A 3,277-nucleotide genomic window follows, 5' to 3' on the forward strand; every position below is an offset into this window, starting at 1 on the left:
GCCAACACGCATATCGACTATTTTGGAATAGACCCCTATCCGGTGCGCACGGGAACGGACACGGTCGACTACGACATGATCGACCGAGCCGTGGCTGCAGCGGTGAAGTCGGGCATCCCGATCAGCAACATCGTTCCGGTCTATCAGGCCTTCGGCGGCGGCAACTGGGAGACTTCCGACGGCGGCAGACAGGTCATGCCCACCGCCGAACAGATGCAAATCATGATCGATCATTGGGCCAAGCTGGTTCCGTCACCTGCCTTCGACTACACCTACAAATGGGGAACGCAGAACGGCGACACCGCATTAGAGAGCTCTCCGGAACTACAAGCCGTTTTCCGGGAGCACAACCTCGCAACGACTGGGACCGAACCGCCTCCCGTCGACACAAGCGACACCTTGTATGGCACCAGCGGCGACGATGTGTTTCACGGCGCCGGCGGCCACACGATGGTCGGCTATGGCGGCAATGACACCTATTATGTCGATGACATCCGCGACAAGGAGATTGAGGCCGCGGGCGGCGGTACCGACAAAGTGCTCGCGTCAGTAAGTCATGCGCTTGCGGCCGGATCGGAGATCGAACTTCTCGCCACCAGCAATCCGTCCGGCACGACGGCAATCAATCTCAACGGCAATGCGTTCGCCCAGACTATCCAGGGCAATGCCGGTGCCAATGTCATCAACGGCGCCGGCGGGGCCGATACGTTGGTCGGCTATGGTGGCAATGATACCTACTATGTAGACAATGCCGGCGACAGGGTGTTCGAGGTGGTGGGCGGTGGTACCGACAACGTGCTCGCCTCGGCAAGCTTTGCGCTTGTGCACTCGGCAGGCTCTCAGGTCGAGCTTCTTGCCACCACAAACCCCTCCGGCACCGCAACAATCAATCTCGTCGGCAATGAGTTCGCCCAGACGATCCAAGGCAATGCCGGTGCCAATTACATCAACGGTATGGGTGGCGCCGACACGCTGACCGGCTATGGTGGCAATGACACTTACCTCGTCGATAATGCCGGCGACAGGGTGGTTGAAGCGGCCGGCGGCGGCGGCGACAGAGTATTTTCCTCGGTGAGCTATGCTCTTTCGGCCGGCTCGCAGGTCGAGCTTCTTGCCACCACAAGTCCTTCAGGTACGGGAGCAATCAATCTCACTGGCAACGAGTTTACCCAAGCCATCCAGGGCAATGCCGGCGCCAATGTCATCAATGGTGGCGGCGGTGCTGACATCTTGACCGGTAACGGAGGCAATGATGCCTTCGTGTTCAACAGCGCTCTTGGAGCCGGCAATATCGACAAGGTCACCGACTTCAACAAGCTCCAGGACAAGATCCAGCTCGACGACGCCGTTTTTGCCGGGCTTAAATTGGGCGGCCTTTCATCCGACGCTTTCTTTGCTGGCACGGCTGCGCATGACAGTTCCGACCATATCATCTACAACAGTTCAACAGGAGCGCTCTCTTTCGACAGCGACGGGATCGGCGGCGCAGCTCAAATACAGTTCGCCACTCTCTCTCCAGGTCTGTCGCTTACGGCAGGTTCGTTCCTTGTGATCTGAACGACCCGGAACGGCGGACCTTCAATTCGAGACGGTCCGCCGCTTTATCTTTGTTCAAGCACCGGATTTTTCCAAAGCGGGATGCCCATTTCTGGCTGATGCTCAACCTTCGTCACCCAGCGGGTTCGAGTTGTGTGCGTCAAGTTCAGCAAAATGGCGTGGCATTGCGGTGACGTCGGCGTGTCCGCCGCGCAGCCCCCGTGTTTAGCGGAGCGGCGGACACATGACGGTGCTCAGGCGGCCCAGGCCCTCAGGCTCTCCAGCTGGGAACCGCCCTACTCTCACCTTTTGGGCGGTTTCCTAAATTGATTTGATCTCGATCACGGAGATCTGCCGACCGATACCAGGTGACGAGCGCGCAGATGCCTACGAATTGTCCACAGCTAATTGGTTGGGCAGTGAAACTGTGGAGGGGCCCGGAGTCAGAGGTTAACGTCATTTTGAATTTCCGTACGAAAGTTGACGTCTAACGCATTAAAATCTATAAATGTATAGCCATTATAAAAATATCGAAGAACTTCAAAAACTACGGCGCCTTCAAAATAAAGTCGCAATTCTGGCATCATTCTGACATCAGAAGACAATAAGCATCTTGTCCTAAGTCGCTGCTGTCAAAATAAGTCACAATCCGTGCAGCATTCCTACAAACGGTCAATGATTCTATCGACGGGTGTCTGTATGTGATTTGGCGCTAATATACGCCGTCTGTAGGTAGACGCCGGGCGCTATCGAAATCAGAAAAAGGAATATTGGATGGCAACTCTGCATTATACGTCGGGTGGATCCGCCACCGAAATCGCAACTGCCGGCTTCAATCTGGCTGACGTTCAGTACGCTTCGCAAGTCGACGCGTTGCCGGACGGCATGAAGGGTCTGGTGTACCTCAACGAGCACGAGGGCGTAACTTCATCCTTCATCGAGAAAATGACCCCCTTCCTCGGCAATCCGAATGTGTTCGGATTCTATCTGGTTGACGAGCCCGATCCCACGGGCAGGTGGGGCACCTATGCAACCGCCGAGAACCTGAAGGCGGAATCCGACTGGATCCATGAGCATTTTCCAGGCGCCAAGACCTTCGTCACCATGATGAATATGGGATCCCCTACCAATCCGGATTTTACCAACACCTACAATCCGGCCAACACGCATATCGACTATTTTGGAATAGACCCCTATCCGGTGCGCACGGGAACGGACACGGTCGACTACGACATGATCGACCGAGCCGTGGCTGCAGCGGTGAAGTCGGGCATCCCGATCAGCAACATCGTTCCGGTCTTCCAGGCCTTTGGCGGCGGCAATTGGGAGACTTCCGATGGCGGCAGACAGGTCATGCCCACCACCGAACAGATGCAAACCATGATGGATCATTGGGCCAAGCTGGTTCCGTCACCCGCCTTCGACTATACCTACAAGTGGGGAACGCAGAACGGCGATACCGCGCTTGAAAGCTCCTCGGAACTGCAAGCCGTTTTCCGGGAACACAACACCACTACCGCTGCGGCCTCAGACACCACCAGCAGCGACAGCAGTGCTGCTGCGCCCGCGTCCGACGCCGCCACCAGCGATAGCAGCTCGACTGTGACTGCGCCTTCCCATGCCGCAACCGGCGATAGCAGCTCGACTGCGACCGCGCCTTCCCATGCCGCCACCGGCGATAGCACCAGCGATGGCAGCTCGACCGCGACGGCGCCTTCGCACCTCATCGCAAGCGATGGCA

The 3,277-nt window shown here is 57.1% G+C and carries 1 protein-coding gene and 1 pseudogene; both read left to right on the top strand.

The annotated features are described in order from the left end of the window. Window positions 1-75: 75 nt before the first annotated feature. On the top strand, window positions 76-1,557 hold the full coding sequence (locus tag NKI41_RS32845) for a calcium-binding protein (protein WP_352687167.1): 1,482 nt from the start codon (window positions 76-78) through the stop codon (window positions 1,555-1,557). A gap of 864 nt (window positions 1,558-2,421) precedes the next feature. After that, window positions 2,422-3,277 (top strand): annotated as a pseudogene (locus tag NKI41_RS32850) (calcium-binding protein); the annotation flags it as partial.

Source organism: Mesorhizobium sp. M0601, assembly GCF_040320845.1.
Lineage (GTDB): Bacteria > Pseudomonadota > Alphaproteobacteria > Rhizobiales > Rhizobiaceae > Mesorhizobium.

Excerpts from the sequence above, each read along its gene's own strand:
- NKI41_RS32845 (WP_352687167.1), top strand. The coding sequence starts at position 76 with ATGATCGACCGAGCCGTGGCTGCAGCGGTGAAGTCGGGCATCCCGATC.